Raw genomic sequence first — 15,465 nt, forward strand, 5'->3', positions numbered from 1 at the left:
CCAGGCATCTCGGAGCTACGGCAAAGGCATGAAAATTCTCGTGGTCGAGGACGATCAAAAGACGGCTGAATACATCGCCCGCGGACTGAACGAGGCCGGCCACATCTGTGACGTTATGAAGGATGGCACGGATGCGCTGTTCCAGGTGACCCGGGAGCAATATGACGTGCTCGTCGTCGATCGCATGATCCCGGGGCTCGACGGCCTGTCACTGATCAAGGCGGCCAGAGCAGCGAAGATAAAGACCCCGGCAATGTTCCTGACATCGGTGAGCGGCGTCGACGATCGGGTTGAAGGCCTGGAGGCCGGCGGCGACGACTATCTTACGAAGCCGTTTGCCTTCTCCGAATTGCTCGCACGCCTGAATGCCTTGGCCCGGCGTCCCCCTTCCCTAGATCAGAAGACCGTCTTGAAAGTGGCAGATCTGGAACTCGATCTCGTCAAGCGACAGGTCTCGCGACAGGGTATTGCGATCGAACTGCAGCCACGCGAATTCACGCTGCTGGAAGTGCTCATGCGTGGCGAAGGTAGGGTCCTGACCCGCACGATGCTGCTGGAACGGGTCTGGGACTTCCACTTCGACCCAAAGACAAGCGTGGTCGAGACTCACGTCAGCCGCCTGCGGGCGAAAATCGACAAGCCGTTCGAGGTGCCGCTGCTGCACACTGTCAGAAACACCGGATACTGCATCCATGCACCGCGCTAGGCTGCTGCGAAGCACGCCGCTCAGGCTCGCAGTCTCCTTCGGCCTGTTTTTCATCGTTGCCTTTTTCATTACAGGTCTCGTGGCCTACGGGCTGATGAGGCGGGAGCTCGCGCGGTCGCTCGACGTCTCGATCATGGACACCTACTCGATCGTCCAGTCCACCTATTCGTCGAACGATCTTGAGGATCTCGTCGCAGCCGTCGATACCTACTCGGCGCTGAAGCGCTCCGAGGATCAGGTGTTTCTTCTTCTGGACGGGAGCGGAAAGAAGCTTGCCGGCAATGTCCCTGCGATCAATGTCACATCGGGAATATCCACCCTGCCCTCGACCGCTTTCGGGCTCGAAGAAGACGATCCGATCCGGATCATGGCGGGGAGTGTCGGCGACAACAGGCTGATTGTCGGCCAGAGCTATAAGGAAACCGACCGCATCGAGCGCATAGCCTTGATGAGCTTCGCCTGGGCTTCGATCATCATCGTCGCGACCGTCATCGTCGGAGGCGCCGTGCTCGCGCGCCGCACCCAGCATCGGCTCCGGTCGATCGAGCAGACCATGATCGAAGTATCGGCCGGAAATCTTTCGCGCCGCATTCCGACCCGCGGCAACGGCGACGACATCGACGTCGTCTCAAGCCACATGAACGACGCCCTCACCCGGCTCTCGGGTCTCGTGGAAGGAATGAGGCAGGTCAGCACCGACATCGCCCACGATCTGAAGACACCGCTGAACCGACTGCGCCTGACGATCGAACAGGCGATCTCGCGACAGGAACGGGCCGAGGATGTCGAAGACCTGCTGCTCGACGCAAGAGACGAAAGCGACCGCATCAACGGCACATTCGAAGCACTGCTCCGGATTTCGCAGATCGAGGCCGGCGCGAGAAAGACGCGGTTCAAGGCAGTCGACCTATGGGACGTCATGGTCTCGGTCTGTGAGATCTATGTCGATGTGGTAGAAGACAGCCTGCAGACTTTGAGGCTGGAAGCGAGACTGCCGGGTGCTTGCATTGTCAACGGCGACAACGAGTTGCTCACACAGCTCTTCGTCAATCTGGTAGAGAACGCGATAACGCACTGCGCGCCGGGTACGGTGATTTCCATGTCATTGACCGCTTCTGATCACGGCTATCGCGCCACAGTTTCAGACAACGGAACTGGCATTCCAAAGGACGAGCGCGACCACGTCTTTAGACGACTTTATCGGCTCGACAAGAGCCGAACGACACCTGGCAACGGACTGGGCTTGAGCCTTGTCAAAGCCATTGCGGAGCTCCATTCAGCGGTCATCGTGCTTGAAGACAACAAGCCGGGGCTTCGCGTCAGATTGGATTTCCCCAAGCTTTAGCGGCACTTGCTGCCACCTGTGCACAAATATGGTGCCCTTAAAGCGATTCTGATCTCAGGAGCACGAACGCTATTGTGGACTAATCGCCCGATTGTATGATCTGCCGAAATTGAAGCTCCTCTGGATACGCTCGCATGGCGACCCTCGATATCGTTGCATTCGTCGTCTTCGTCATATTCTGGCTCGGGCTAGAGCCTCTGATGGGTGGTCTTTGGCCCGGTAGCAACGGCATTGTCGTTGACATGCGGACGGTTCGAAGAGCGTGGATGCGCGAGGTCCTAACCCGTGACAACAACTTCATTGGCGACGCGGCGATCATCGGCCATGTCATCAATTCGGCGTCGTTTTTTGGCTCCGCAAATCTGTTGATCCTGGTTGGTCTCGGAGGCACGTTGTTCGTAGACCCCCCGGTTGCGGTCGAGAACGGTCTGATTTTGGCCATGACGACACCCGTTCCGACCTGGTTGGTTCATGCCAAGGTCCTGCTCGTGCTCGCCACGCTGACGCGAGGTCTGTCCGATTTCATCTGGGCAGTGAGACAATTGAACTACTGTCTGGCAGCCATCGGCGCCAGCCCCTCCAGATCGGAGGAGCGCGATATTGATGCGTGGACCGATGCTCTGGCCGCTGTTCTCAATCCGGCCCTGCGGACCTTTAGCGCAGGTGTGCGAAGCTATTACTTCACCTTCGCCGCCGCGGCGTGGATTTTCGGGCCGACCGCGTTTCTCGTCGGAACACTTTTCTCATCCTGCCTTCTGTTTTGGCGACAAACCTACTCCGATACGGCGAAGGGAGTGAAAGCGATCAAACGGCTGCTGGATGCCCAGGAGGACACTCGCTAGGGCCGCTGGAAAAGGCCGCAGGCCAGTCCACGGCTTGCAGGCATGCCTATAGTCGAGTCTGTACCTTTGAAGCCGCTCGGCAATCGGCGTAGTTTTCAGAGGAGCTCGGCGCGGACATACGGTTCTCACCCCTCCTCATTTCTCCCCTTTACATGGCCTCCGAAACGCCCTCGCTGGATCTTGCGAAAGAACACCAGAACGACAAGGGCCCAGCCAGCTCCCAGCAGCCAACCATCTAGAACGTCGGTGGGATAATGCACTCCGAGATATATCCGCGAAAGACCAACCACAGCCGAGATTGCCGCTGCGACGGACAATATCAGCATCCGCTTCGATACCGAACACTCGCGGCCAGCAACTAGCAGACCGATCGCAAGATAGGTGGCCGCCGAGAGTGTCGAATGCCCGCTTGGGAAACTGTAACCACCTGCGTAAACAAGATGGGGCACGACCTCGGGCCTCGGCCTGCCGATCAGAATCTTGGTGACATTGCTGAGAAGTTGCGCCCCGGCGTAGACCACCGCCATGTAGACACCGCTTCGATACTCACGCTCCGCAATCGCCCAAAAGATGCCGATCGCAAGGACAAGACCCGTTACCGCCGAGCTGCCCAGGCTCGTGTAGTTTTCGAAGGCGTTCAACAGCCAATGAGGTCCTACCGGCTCCCGTGTGTCTGCGGTCTTTCGGAGCAGGAGAAGCATGCTGTCATCGATCGCAAAGACGTGGCCCGTCGCCACCGCGGTCGTCACGAGACAGGCCGCAGCGACGACAAAGACCGCAATGACTTGCACCTTCCGAATGTTTTCCGATCGTCCGTAGTTCAAATGCCGGCCGCACCTATGATTCTGGTCTCGTTTTATCTCCATAGTGCCCGCAGCTGATGGACACCTGAACGCGAAGCGGGGAACCCTGCCGGCTCCCGGCTTCGACTGAATCTTTGTACGCGCAATCAGGGGGCGGAAGATTTCTTGAGAGCTTGAACCTTCGATGCGAGGGGGATGCCGGACTTCGGGACATTGTAACTGACCGCGACGCGCTCGCCGACCTTGAACGAGTGGGCTTCCAAGTTTTCAGGAAGGTTGACCGTTGTTCCGCTCGACAGTGTGATCTGATCGGCCTTGAAGTTGATCTTCGTTATAGTCCCGCTCTCGTCACGCGCCAGAGCGGCTCCAGCGGTCAGTGTTGCCACGGCAGCGACGGCGATCGCAAGCGATTTGGTTGACATGACTAACTCCTTTACATCGTGAGTTTTCCGGGTTTGGGCCCCGCGCTGGTAGCGCCGGGCATTGAGAGCGTAGGCGTCCAACCTTCTCGCCACTTTGCCGATTTCTTACGAATTGGACATTGGAGAAGCATGCTGAAGCGCGGCAACGCCATTCCTTCGACCGCGAAGACTGTCGAACGCGAGGTAGATGACGGGGGTCGTGAACAAGGTCAGTGCTTGCGAGACAATCAGACCGCCAATGATCGCTATGCCCAATGGAACGCGAAGCTCCGACCCGGCGCCGGTCCCCAGAGCCAGGGGGACTGCACCGAACAGTGCCGCCAACGTCGTCATCATGATAGGTCGAAACCTCAGCATGCAGGCCTGACGAATAGCGTCAGCGGGCGCCATTCCCTGGTTGCGCTCGGCGTCAAGAGCGAAGTCGATCATCATGATCGCGTTCTTTTTCACGATGCCGATGAGCAGGATGATCCCGATCATGCCCATGATCGAAAGATCCATACCGCCGAGCTTCAGGGCCAGGAGTGCACCCAGCCCCGCTGACGGGAGAGTCGATATGATCGTGAGCGGATGGATCGCGCTTTCATAGAGAACACCGAGGACGATGTAGACCGCGACGACCGCAGCAAGGATGAGCAACGGCTGGCTGCGGAGCGAATCCTGAAACGCCTGTGCGGTACCTTGGAAGGAGCCGATGACGGTCGCAGGCATTCCGGCCGATATTTCTGCCGCCTTGATCGCCGTCACCGCGTCACTCAGGGCCTTGCCCGAGCTCAGATTGAACGAGATCGTCGTCGACGGTATCGAGCCTTGATGGTTGATCGAGACCGGGAGCACGCCTGTCTTCAAGGATGCCAGCATCGTCAACGGCACCAGCTTTTCGGTGGTGGACGACTTCACGTAGAGATGGGAAAGCGCGTCCGGCGACAATGCAAAGCGTGGGTCGAGTTCCATCACCACGTGATATTGGCTGACTTGGGTGAATAGCGTCGCGACCTGTCGCTGGCCGAACGCGTCGTAGAGCGTCTGGTCGATCTGGGACACGTTGACGCCGAGCCTTGAAGCCGTCGGGCGATCAATGTCAAGCGTGACGCTCGTCGCGGCCTTCTGCCTGTCGGAAATGACATCCTGTAGTTCCGGCAACGCCTTGAGCGCCTTCGTCATTGTTGCCGCCCACTTGCTAAGCTCGGCAGTGTCCGGATCCTGCAAGGTGTATTGATACTGCGATGCGGAGGCTCGGCCGCCGATCTGCACATCCTGCCGGACTTGAAGCCCGACTGTCAGGCCTTCCATGTCCGCGGACGCCTTGCGTAGGCGCGCCAGTACCTGCTGTGCCGAGCTTCTAGTCCCGATCGGCGTCAGGTTGACCTGCATCTGGCCGACGCTCGCGGAGGGGCTCGGGTTGATCCAGTAGGCCACATTAGCGACCGCCGGATCCTTCATCATGATACCAGCGAGATGCTGCATCTTATCCGACATGTCCGCGAAGGAAATGTCGGTGGCCGCCTGGGCCTGGCCCTGCACCCAGCCCGAGTCCTGTTGCGGCAGGAAGCCCTTCTGAATGTCAGTATAGAGCCAGCCGGTCAGGCCGACGGTCGCGATGGCGACGACCAATGTGGGAATCCTGTTTCGCAGGACCGCGTCGAGGAGCCAGCCATAGCCAGCAGTGCAGGCGTCGAAAAGCTGCTCGGTCCAGCGAAACAGGGCCCCGTGGGACTTGCCGTGCTCGTGCTTGATCAGCCAGGCGCAGAGCATCGGCGTCACGGTAAGCGAGACCAGTCCGGAAATCAGGACCGCGACGCTGATCGTCACCGCGAACTCGCGAAACAGTCGTCCGACGATTCCGCTCATCAGCAGGATCGGGATGAACACCGCGACCAGCGAGATCGTCATCGAGACAATTGTGAAGCCCACTTCCCGCGATCCTTCGACCGCCGCCTCGGGCACGGGTTTTCCCTCTTCGACATGCCGCATCACGTTCTCGATCACGACGATAGCGTCATCGACGACGAACCCGACCGCGATCGTGAGCCCCATAAGCGAGAGATTGTCGAGGCTGTAGCCGAGCACGTACATGACCGCGAACGTTCCCACGAGAGAAAGCGGTATCGTTGCGGCTGGGATGATCGTGGCCCAGACATTCCGAAGGAATCCAAATATCACCAGGACCACAAGGCCGATCGTGATCAGGATGGTTTTCTTGACGTCGTCGACGGACGCCTGAATGATTCCGGACCGGTCGGCGACGACGGACAACTTTATGCCTGCGGGAAGACCCGCTTCCAGCTGTGGCAGCTTGCTCTTGATTCCGTCGATCGTATCAAGAACGTTTGATCCGGCCATCTTGTGGACGTCGAGCATCACTGACCGTTTGTCCTGCAGCCAGGCCGCCTGATGAACGTCCTCAGGGGCCGGGATGACCGTGCCAATGTCCTGGACCCGGATCGGCGATCCGTTTTTGTAGGCTATGGTCATCGACCTGAACGTCTGGACGTCCATGATCTGGTCCGTGGCGTCCAACACCGTGGTTCTGCCATTGCCTGACAATTGTCCCTTGGGTTCGTTGACGGTTTGGCTTCCGATCGCGTCGCGCACGTCTTCAAGCGTCAAGCCGCGAGCCGCCACCTTGTCCGGGTCCAGTTGAACCCGTATCGCCGGGCGCTGCGGGCCATGATAGTCGACCAGACCGACGCCGTTCATCTGCGAGACTTGCTGCGCGATGATGTCTTCGGCGTAGTGATCTAGTTCGGTCGTCGGTATGCGGTCGGAGGTCAGCGCCAGCGTCATGATCGTGGCTTCGGCGGGATTAGCCTTGTGGAAGCTAGGCGTCGCGGGGAGGTCTTTGGGAAGCTGGCCACTTGCCGCGCTGATCGCAGCCTGCACATCCTGGGCCGCGCTATCGATATTGCGGCTGAGATCGAATTGAAGGGTGATACCCGTGCGTCCTGAGGAGCTGGTCGACGTCATCTCCGATACGCCGGAGATAGTCGATAGCTGGTTCTCTAACGGCGTCGCCACGGCGGTTGCCATTGTCTCGGCGCTGGCGCCTGGAAAGCTGCTGGAAACCTGAATAGTCGGGAAGTCCACCTGCGGAAGGGAGGCCACCGGCAGCAGCCGGTAGGCAACCGATCCAACGATCAGCAGTCCGACGGCAAGCAGACAGGTTCCTATCCGCCGCTTGATAAAGATCTCGGAAATATTCACTGGATCTTCTCCCCGTCGGTCGCGGCAAGCTTGTTCGTGTCGGCGGGCGAAGCATCGACCTTTGTTCCATCAGTCAGGCGCGACTGTCCCGACGTCACCACGAGATCGCCAGTCGATATCCCCTGCTTCACGGCGGTCATGCCGGAATGCACTTCACCGGTCGTCACCGACGCCGTTGCCACCGTTTGATCGGGCTTGACGACGAAGACGTAGGGGCCGCCTTGACCGTTCTGTATTGCGGAGGAAGGCACCACGTTCGTATTGGCGTCGGTACGGAGCGTGATACTCGCGGTGATAAGCTCGCCGGGCCACAGACTCATGTCGTCGTTCGGAAAGACAGCCTTGAGCTTGACCATCCCGGTCGTCGAATCGATCTGGCTGTCGATGACAGTGAGCTTGCCGTCGGCGAGATGCTTGGAACCGTCTCGACTGAAAACGGACACCGGGAGCGGTCCATTTTCCTGTCCCGCGACGAGATCGGGAAGATCGTCCTGCGTGAGGGTGAACTGGACTGCTATCGGGCGCATCTGCGTGATTGTGACCACGCCGCTGCTGTCGGTCGCGTGCAGGATTGCGCCCTCCTCCTGCTGGCGCAGCCCCGTCCTGCCGCTCACCGGCGCCCTGATCGTCGCGAAATCGAGGTTCAGCTTCGCGGTGTCAAGTGCCGCCTTCCCTGACGCCGCCGTGGCCTCCATGATCTTGACCTGTGCAGCTGCTGTCTGGGCGGCCTGGGTCGTGCCGCTCCCCGTCGTCGTGAGCTTTTGTGCACGCTCCTCGTCGACCTTGGCCTGCTCGACCTGCGCAAGCTCCTTTTCGTAGTCGGCTTGCGCCTGGGCGACCGCTGCTTCGTACGGACGGGTGTCGATTGTCGCAATGGCGTCTCCAGTCTTTACCTCCTGCCCTTCGGTGAAGGCCAAGTGCTGCAGCTGTCCATCCACTCGAGTCTTGACGTCGACTGCACTAAGCGGAGACACAATGCCTAGACCGGTTCGAACAACCGGCAGGTCCTCGTGCATCACCTTCGTCGAATGGACCGGGATCGGTCGCGATGCAGCCTCTTCAGACTTCGCTTTCGTCCTTCCCTCCCCTTGTGTCGGGTACCAGACAAGCGCCGCCCCCGTCCCGACGGCGGCCAACACGATCATTCCAAAGAGATAGGTTTTCTTGCGCCCCGATTTTCTCGGCGGTTCGCGGGAAGGATTCACGACAGCACTCCATCAAGCGTTCAATCGATCGGCGGATCGCACCGCCGTAGCTCGCTTGGAACCATGCCGGATCGCAACTTTCGACGAATTCGCATCAAGATGAAATTTAATTTATGGTCTGGCCCGCACGAATGGCGAAGCCAACGCCAGCAACCTTGCAAACGGCATGTGTCGGGATCACAGTCTTCGCGCTCAAAACCCTGCCGATAGCGCTGCTGGTCATCCCTTGACCAGATATCCTGCGCCAGGAACCGTGGTTATCGAACTGACCGGATCATCACCATCGATCTTTTTGCGTAGCCGATGGATGTGCATGTCGATCACGTTGCCTCTGGGCTCGAAGTCATAATCCCACGCGGCCTCCAGGAGCATCGAACGAGTGACGACGCTTCCAGCATTGCGCATCAATGTTTGCAGAAGAAGGAATTCGCGCAACTGGAGCCCGACGACATGGCCGTCCTTGGTGCACACACGGCGACGCGTGTCGAGTGAGAGCCGACCGACGACGATCTCGCCGTCCGTCCCTCCGGGCGTTCTGTGCCGTGTCACCGCGTCGATGCGCGCGAGTAGTTCTGTAAAATAATAGGGCTTCGCCAGGTAGTCGTCACAGCCAGCGCGGAGGCCCTCAACGCGATCGAATGCGCTGCCGAGCGCGCTCAGCATGATGACCGGAGTGAGGACGCCACTCTCTCTGATGCGGCTGACCAGTTCGATCCCGTCGAGCTTGGGCAGCAGCCGATCCACGATCAGCAGATCGTAGATGGGCTCCAAAGCGAGGGCGGCGCCCAGTTCGCCGTCTGCGGCGTGGTCAACCACGAAGCCGGACTCCGACAGTCCCTTCTTAAGGTAGGCCGCACTTCTGTCATCATCCTCGATTACGAGCAGACGCATTCCAATCCTGCCTATTTCGGTGCGCGGTGGCGTCTCCTGCGACCGGGAAGATGAAATTGATTTAATCTTCAGGCGATGCCGCCTTCAGCATAGATCGGTCAATGGTATCTTAGGCGCAGAGCTATTCAGCGTTCTTGGAGGAAATGTGTCGAAGATACTGGTAATCGAGGACGACGAGGGAACCGCGTCCGAAATCGAGGCGGCACTTGTCGACCACGGATGTGCGGTCACTCAGGCCCCCGATGGCAAGGGCGGACTGATCAAGGCGCTCTCCGGGGACTTCGATGCGATCGTCCTCGACCGCATGCTTCCGGGTGGCATGGACGGCCTTGGAATCCTGACCGCGCTGCGTGCCGCCTCAGTTCAGACCCCGGTGCTCATTCTGAGCGCTCTCTCGGCAGTCGACGAGCGCGTGCGCGGTCTGAAGGCCGGTGGCGACGACTATCTCACGAAGCCGTTTGAATCCTTGGAACTGACAGCGCGATTGGACGTGCTTGTCAGACGCCGTTCGGTGGCACCACAGGAGACCACGCTTCGCGCCGGCGATCTCGAAATCAACCTCCTGACACATTCCGTCATGCGCGCCGGACACACCGTCGACCTGCTTCCGCGCGAATATCGACTGCTCGAATACATGGTCCGCCATTCCGGGCAGATCGTCACGCGGACGATGCTCTTCGAGGAGGTCTGGCATTACCGGTATGGCGAGGCCACCAACGTGATCGACGTCCACATCAGCAAGATTCGAAAGAAGGTGGATCTTCCGGGTCTCACGCCCATGATCCGCACCCTCCGCGGCTCGGGATACGTTCTCGATGCGACCACTTGAAATCTTCCGAACCACCAGCTTTCGTCTGGCGCTGGCATTTCTTCTCCTGTTCGGTGCTGCTGCGGCATTGCTCTTCGTGTTTGTCGACTGGCAGATGCATGACTTTCTCGATCGGCGGAGCGACGAATGGTTGCAACGCGAAATGCAGTCGATCCAGCGTCTCCCGGTCGCCGAAATCACCACGCGCCTGACGCTGAGGGCAAAGGACGGTCCCTCTAGCGAAAGGCCTTTCTCTCTGTTCGACGACAAACGGCAGCTCATCGCTGGCAATGCTGTCGCATTCCCACTGGAGCCTGAGTTCGAAATCCCGTTCGACTTCGCGAACCGAGCGTCTGCCAGGACGGAACATTATCGTGGGCTGCTCCATCGCCTGCCCGATGGCGGTGCGCTTCTCATCGCCCAAAGCCTTCAGGAACAGCGTGAATTCCGGGAAATGCTGGAGAACGCCACGTTGTTTGCGTCCCTGGCGACTGCATTGCTGGGACTGTTTGGAGCTGGCGGTATCGGATTGGCATCGATGAAACGGCTGGACGCGATCTCGGATGCGGCCACCCGGATCATGAAAGGAGATCTCAAGCAGAGGCTGCCGACAGGACGTGCGGGAGGCGACATAGATCGGCTCGCCACCGTCGTGAACCACATGCTGGACGAGATCGAGCGCCTTATGCACGAGGTGAAAGGCGTTTGCGACAGCATCGCGCACGACATGAGGACACCACTGACACGGCTACTTGCAAGTCTCGAAAGAGCAAGGCGGCGTGCGACGTCAGTCGAGGACTACAGCCAGGCCGTCGAGGAGTCCCTGGAAGAGGTCCAGGGTATCCTCAAGACGTTCAGCGCGCTCCTTCGCATTTCGGAAGTCGAGGACGGGCTTCGGAGATCCGGTTTCGTCGAGCTCGACTTGAAGACCATCGTGCGAGATGCCGTCGAGTTCTTCGAGCCGGCCGCCGAAGAGCGAGGCGTCGCCCTCAATCTGCTGGATGGAGGACCGAAACCTGCCACCGCGTTAGGCGATCCGAGCCTCATCTTCGAGGCGATCGCAAACTTGATCGACAACGCGATCAAGTTCACTTCCGAGGGAGGCAGCGCTACCGTTCGCATAGAGAACGGGCAGAAAGACATCGTGGTCAGTGTCGAGGATACTGGAATCGGAATTCGTCCCGAGGACGCAGAGGCTGTATTGCGCAGGTTCTACCGAGCGGAGCGAAGTCGGCATGCGCCTGGGAACGGACTCGGCCTAAGTTTGGTGTCCGCGATCGCTCGGCTTCACGATACGAAATTGGAAATCGGAACGCCCGCAACGGGAACGAACGTGCGCCTGACGTTTGCCTCAACCGGATAGGTCACAGGGCCGTCGATCCAGCAACACCAGTTAGCTATCGCACAAGGGCGTCTGCTGGAAGGTCCGCCTGTGCCTGCTTTTTGTCACGAGCTTCCATTTCTTCCCACGTCTGATCCATCGCATATGCGGAGGAAACGACGGGTATGCCAACATGACCATAGTAGAACGACAGCTGGCCCTCGGCCTGCCGCTCATCCATGCCGGCAATCTTGCGCATGTAGAGCGCAGAAACGAGGCCACTTCGATCGGCGCCTGCCTGGCAATGAATGAGGATCGGCTTGGGCGCGGCTTCCATGATCGCGACAAGTTGGTCGACTTTCTGCGCCGAGACGACCTTGGAGGCGTACAATCCGAAGTCGATATGCTTGACGCCCAGACCGTCGGCCATGGCCACTTCGTCATCGTACCATGGGGTGCCCGGATTAGCTCCCCGGAGATTGATCACGGTCTTGATTCCATGAGCGCGCACATATGCAGCAAGCTCATCAGCCGTGGGCTGCGCGGAGCGATAGAGTTGACCATCGATGACCGGGTGAAAGTTGCCGCTGAGCTGCAGATACCCGGCATACGCGCCGCAGCCAACGCCGACGGACCCGATGACAGCCGCCACAGCAATCGAAAACCGACGAAAACGAAACCGCATCATGCTTTTGAAGATTCCCTTGAGAGGTTAGTTTCATTTGACGCACTTGGCTGACAAGGACCTGAAAGTCCGGCAAACTCGGCCTTCAAAGGCGCGGCTTTCGCGCCACATTCCTCATTGCATCGTGGGGATCGGAAAGACCGAGAAACGGTGGTTGCGGAGGAGCATCGCATCGAGGCCAGATGCTTTGCTGCGAGTTCAGAGAGGGCTTCGGCACCATCGTGGGGCCGCGATCGGCTGTTCCGATCAGGCGCCACGACTGCTCGTTTGGATTGCCGGTCCCGATGGCGCAGACGAGGGAGTGAGCCCCCTCGCGCGCTATGACGACTTTCGCCTACTTCGCGAAGCCCTGTGTCTTGTTCGCCTCGATGACGAAGTCGTCGGTGTAGGTCGACGGCAGATCGACGTTGCCATTGATCTTTCCAGCCGCCTTCTCCACTGCAAGGACAGTTTCGGGACCGCCCTTCGGCATCATGCCGTCAGGCAGGAACTGACCCTTGTCCTTGTCAAGGGCATCGATGTATTCCTGCTTGCTGGAGAGAGGGTTGCTGGTGAAGTTCGCTGGCAGGTGGTCTGCGATATCGGCGGCCGAGTGCGTGGCGATATAGTGCATGGTCGCGACGAGCGCATTGACCACCTTTTGCGTGGTCGCCTTGTTTTTCTCCACCCAGTCGGCACGCGCGAGGACCGACGCGGTGGGCCAGGTGCCGCCCAGCCATCTCGTCGCGCCGTCGGTCGAAGCAAGGTCGAACGCGGAGTAGCCGATACCCTTCTTTTCGATCGCATTGACCGTCGGCTGGGTAGTCATGCCGCAAACGATCTTGCCATGCTGAAGGGCGGCAACCAGCGTCGCGCCGGCGCCGACTGAAACGCGATGAAAGTCCTTTGTCGTCAGCTTGTCGCGGGCCGCCATGAAAAGGGTCAGATCGTCTGTCCCGGAACCAATGTCCGTGACGCCGACCGCCTTTCCCTTCCAATCGGCGGGCGTATTGATCTTGCTATCCTTGGCGCACATGACACGTTCGCCCGGCGCGCCTGAAAGCTGGACGATGCCAATGATTTTCTTGCCGTGAAGCTGAAAGTCTATGGTGTGGTTGTACCATGCCCCGGCCATCTCAACTTCGCCGGAAGCAACGGCCGCTTCGGCTCCCACGCCGCCCTCGGTTTCGGTGCTGAGTTCGACGTTGACGCCGTACTTCTTGTAATAGCCCAAACCTTCAGCAAGCTGGTATGGCAGATAGATCTGCTTGTCGATGCCGCCTACCATCAGCTTCACCGTTGGAACGGCGTCTTCTGCATGGGCGGCGATCCCCGACGACATCACGGCCGCCATTGCAATTGTGGAAAGCTTCCAGTTTTTCACCATGTTCTCACTCCCTTTCATGGTCAAAGTTATTTGGATGATCACGCCCGACAGCTCAGAGGCCTTGGGTGTCCGGTTCGCGGCCGTGGGACGGTTGCCAGGCCAGCAGGCGCTTTTCCGCCTTGGCCATCAGCGCTTCCGCGCCCAGCGCCAGAAGTCCGATGACGAGCATCGCGCCGAAAACGCCGTTGGCGTCGAAGGTGTTTTGAGCGGTGGCGATGACCAGGCCCAATCCGCGTTCCGCGCCGAGGAATTCGCCGACGATTGCTCCGATGATCGAGAAGCCGAGGGCGACATGGAGACTGGCGATGATCCACGTCATGGCAGATGGAAAGATGACGTATTGGACCAGTTGGAGCCTTGATGCCCCAAGGATCCGCATGTTGGCGATCAGGTTCCTATCGACGCTTCGCACGCCCTGGAAAGCGTTGAAGAAAACGACGAAGAAAACCAGGACCGCTGCGAGCAGCACCTTGGAGGCAAGGCCCAGACCAAGCCACATGACGAAAATCGAGCCAAGCACAATGCGCGGCAGCGCGTTCACAATCTTGATGTAAGGTCCGACGACGTCTGCGAGGAAGGCGACTTCGCCCAATACGACCCCGAAAAGAACGCCGCTTGCGACGCCGGCCGCAAAGCCGAGCAACGCCTCCTCAAGCGTGATGCCCACCTGCAGCCAAAGCGAACCGTAGGCGGTCCCGTTGACGAACCAGTCGGCCAGTCGCTGGACGATGCCGAGCGGCGATCCGAAAAAGAATGGATCTATGAGACCGGTCTCTGCCCCGATTTCCCAAACTCCAAGGAACACTGCCAGCAGAAGGACACGACCGACAAGAACCCGGCGCTTTCGGCGTGCGATGCGCTCTTTCGCAGTCTGGACGATCGACAATTCCTCGGGCGACAGCGCCTCCGTTCGGAGATCGGTGGTGGTCTCGACCATGGTCATCAGGCGGCTCCCTTCATGGCAGTTGCAGTCCGGGAGTAGGCACGCTCGACCTCTTCGCGGAGGGCCTCCCAGATCTGTTGGTACAATTCCAGGAAGCGTGGCTTGAACCGGATCTCCTGAACTTCTCCCCGCGGCCGCGGAAGATCGATGTCGAAGATCGCCTTGACCGTCCCCGGTCCCGCCGAGATCACAACCACACGATCAGCCAGGGCAATCGCTTCTTCGAGGTCATGGGTGACGAACATCACCGAGGGACGGTTCTTTTCCCAGAGGGTCAGAAGTTCATTGGACATGATCGCCCGCGTCTGGACGTCGAGTGCGGAAAAGGGCTCGTCCATCAGCAGCATGGACGGCTTGTTGATCAGAGCGGCGGCAAGGCTGACACGCTTGCGCATCCCCCCGGAGAGCTGATGGGGGTAGTGGTTCTCGAAACCAGCGAGTCCTACGGTCGTCAGCCATTCCCGCGCCTCTTCCATCGCCAGCTTCTTGTCAACGCCGCGGAAAATGGGACCGAGCGCGACATTCGTCAGGACCGACTTCCACGGCAGCAAGGCGTCGGCTTGGAAAACGAAGCCCGCTCCCTTGGTGAGGCCATCGACCAGCCTGCCCCCGACCTTCACGGTGCCCGCGCTCGGCAGGTCCAGGCCAGCAGCCATGGTAAGCGTCGTTGATTTTCCGCAACCAGTCGGCCCGACAATGGCGCAAAACTGTCCGGGTTCGACGGAGAGGTTGACATTACGGAGGGCGGTCATCGCGACTCCCGTCGGCGTGACGAACCGCTTTGTGACGTTCGACAGCTCGATGCCCGCCTGCCCGATTGCTTTCGATTGCATGTATCCTCCCCGGAGACTTACAGATATGCAGATGTACAAATCGGCAATTCCGAAACTCAAAAAGCGAATTACCGTGACGATATACTCAGGG

At 59.4% G+C, this 15,465-nt stretch carries 14 protein-coding genes; 5 read left to right on the plus strand and 9 right to left on the minus strand.

Features of this window, described 5'->3' with window-relative positions; all coding sequences use genetic code 11:
• The first annotated feature begins 28 nt into the window (after positions 1-28).
• The 3 genes from EV561_RS18265 to EV561_RS18275 all read left to right on the plus strand — a co-directional run bounded on the left by EV561_RS18265 (position 29) and on the right by EV561_RS18275 (position 2,893).
• Positions 29-706, plus strand: coding sequence for a winged helix-turn-helix domain-containing protein (locus tag EV561_RS18265; protein ID WP_132523733.1), 678 nt, complete (start codon positions 29-31; stop codon positions 704-706).
• Positions 693-2,051, plus strand: coding sequence for a HAMP domain-containing sensor histidine kinase (locus tag EV561_RS18270; RefSeq protein ID WP_132523734.1), 1,359 nt, complete (start codon positions 693-695; stop codon positions 2,049-2,051). The genes EV561_RS18265 and EV561_RS18270 overlap by 14 nt, the downstream gene beginning before the upstream one ends.
• A gap of 134 nt (positions 2,052-2,185) precedes the next feature.
• Positions 2,186-2,893, plus strand: coding sequence for a DUF599 family protein (locus tag EV561_RS18275; RefSeq protein ID WP_132523735.1), 708 nt, complete (start codon positions 2,186-2,188; stop codon positions 2,891-2,893).
• Positions 2,894-3,018: 125 nt separating this feature from the next.
• Here the strand turns inward: EV561_RS18275 and EV561_RS18280 are convergent, their stop codons facing one another.
• The 5 genes from EV561_RS18280 to EV561_RS18300 form a co-directional block, all read right to left on the minus strand.
• A complete protein-coding gene (locus EV561_RS18280; RefSeq protein ID WP_165927850.1) occupies positions 3,019-3,684 on the minus strand; it encodes a phosphatase PAP2 family protein in 666 nt (221 codons plus the stop codon).
• 158 nt (positions 3,685-3,842) lie between these two features.
• Positions 3,843-4,118, minus strand: a complete 276-nt coding sequence (locus EV561_RS18285; protein WP_132523737.1) for a DUF1344 domain-containing protein — start codon at positions 4,116-4,118, stop codon at positions 3,843-3,845.
• A 105-nt stretch (positions 4,119-4,223) separates the two neighbouring features.
• On the minus strand, positions 4,224-7,322 hold the full coding sequence (locus EV561_RS18290) for an efflux RND transporter permease subunit (protein ID WP_132523738.1): 3,099 nt from the start codon (positions 7,320-7,322) through the stop codon (positions 4,224-4,226).
• Positions 7,319-8,527, minus strand: a complete 1,209-nt coding sequence (locus tag EV561_RS18295; protein ID WP_245512725.1) for an efflux RND transporter periplasmic adaptor subunit — start codon at positions 8,525-8,527, stop codon at positions 7,319-7,321. Before EV561_RS18295 ends, EV561_RS18290 begins: the two co-directional genes overlap by 4 nt.
• Positions 8,528-8,746: 219 nt before the next feature.
• On the minus strand, positions 8,747-9,418 hold the full coding sequence (locus tag EV561_RS18300) for a response regulator transcription factor (protein WP_132523739.1): 672 nt from the start codon (positions 9,416-9,418) through the stop codon (positions 8,747-8,749).
• Positions 9,419-9,563: 145 nt separating this feature from the next.
• On the opposite strand from EV561_RS18300, the gene EV561_RS18305 reads away from it, so the two are divergent.
• Both EV561_RS18305 and EV561_RS18310 read left to right on the plus strand, forming a co-directional pair.
• On the plus strand, positions 9,564-10,247 hold the full coding sequence (locus EV561_RS18305) for a response regulator transcription factor (protein WP_132523740.1): 684 nt from the start codon (positions 9,564-9,566) through the stop codon (positions 10,245-10,247).
• Positions 10,234-11,589 carry an ATP-binding protein gene (locus EV561_RS18310; protein WP_132523741.1) on the plus strand — a complete coding sequence of 452 codons (1,356 nt, stop codon included), beginning with the start codon at positions 10,234-10,236 and terminating at the stop codon, positions 11,587-11,589. Before EV561_RS18305 ends, EV561_RS18310 begins: the two co-directional genes overlap by 14 nt.
• 34 nt (positions 11,590-11,623) lie before the next feature.
• Here EV561_RS18310 and EV561_RS18315 read toward each other — a convergent pair whose 3' ends face one another.
• The 4 genes from EV561_RS18315 to EV561_RS18330 form a co-directional block, all read right to left on the minus strand.
• A complete protein-coding gene (locus EV561_RS18315) occupies positions 11,624-12,235 on the minus strand; it encodes a dual specificity protein phosphatase family protein (RefSeq protein ID WP_245512726.1) in 612 nt (203 codons plus the stop codon).
• Between the two features lie 331 nt (positions 12,236-12,566).
• Positions 12,567-13,598 (minus strand): ABC transporter substrate-binding protein, encoded by a 1,032-nt coding sequence (locus EV561_RS18320; RefSeq protein WP_132523742.1) that lies wholly within the window; start codon positions 13,596-13,598, stop codon positions 12,567-12,569.
• A gap of 52 nt (positions 13,599-13,650) precedes the next feature.
• A complete protein-coding gene (locus tag EV561_RS18325; RefSeq protein WP_245512727.1) occupies positions 13,651-14,541 on the minus strand; it encodes an ABC transporter permease in 891 nt (296 codons plus the stop codon).
• Positions 14,541-15,374 carry an ABC transporter ATP-binding protein gene (locus EV561_RS18330; RefSeq protein WP_132523743.1) on the minus strand — a complete coding sequence of 278 codons (834 nt, stop codon included), beginning with the start codon at positions 15,372-15,374 and terminating at the stop codon, positions 14,541-14,543. Before EV561_RS18330 ends, EV561_RS18325 begins: the two co-directional genes overlap by 1 nt.
• Between the last annotated feature and the right edge of the window lie 91 nt (positions 15,375-15,465).

This window comes from Rhizobium sp. BK376 (genome assembly GCF_004341625.1).
In the GTDB taxonomy this organism is placed as follows: Bacteria; Pseudomonadota; Alphaproteobacteria; order Rhizobiales; family Rhizobiaceae; genus Rhizobium.